Source organism: Anaerovorax odorimutans, assembly GCF_024459955.1.
Taxonomy (GTDB): Bacteria; Bacillota; Clostridia; order Peptostreptococcales; family Anaerovoracaceae; genus Hominibacterium; species Hominibacterium odorimutans_A.
This window is the reverse complement of sequence record NZ_JANFXK010000113.1, coordinates 1-389: the sequence shown is the minus strand read 5'-3', so window position 1 is coordinate 389 and position 389 is coordinate 1. Positions and strand designations below refer to the sequence as shown.

Here is a 389-nt window from a genome sequence, read left to right as displayed (position 1 = left end):
ATATTCTTCTTCGGTCAGAAGCTGCTTCAGTTCCGAATATTCCTTTGTCCATGCGCTTTTTGTTTCATCAAAAACATCTGGCAAACCGCCCCAGCCCACATAGCCGGAAAGAATTTCTTGTTCGGCCGGTGTGGCAAGTCGCCCTTCTGTTTCACATGCTTTCAACGTTTGAATAGCCGCAACATTGGCCCTGTATTTTTCTTTTGGGCCGCCTTGTCCCAAAACGTCATTTTGTATGCGGTATTGGTGCCGCTCTGCTTCCCGTGTATTTTTCGACAGGCTCTCTTGTTCTGTGCCGGATGGTTCCTTTTGCTTTTCAGTCCCTTCGATTGCAGCGGTTTTCTCAATAGATTCTCTGACCACCTCTTTCTGGGGAGAAGAAAAAGCAG

At 47.3% G+C, this 389-nt stretch carries 1 protein-coding gene; it reads right to left on the bottom strand.

Going from position 1 to position 389, the window contains the following annotated elements:
* A partial coding sequence (locus NE619_RS18110) for a hypothetical protein (protein WP_330640860.1) occupies positions 1 to 389 on the bottom strand: 389 nt, incomplete at both ends.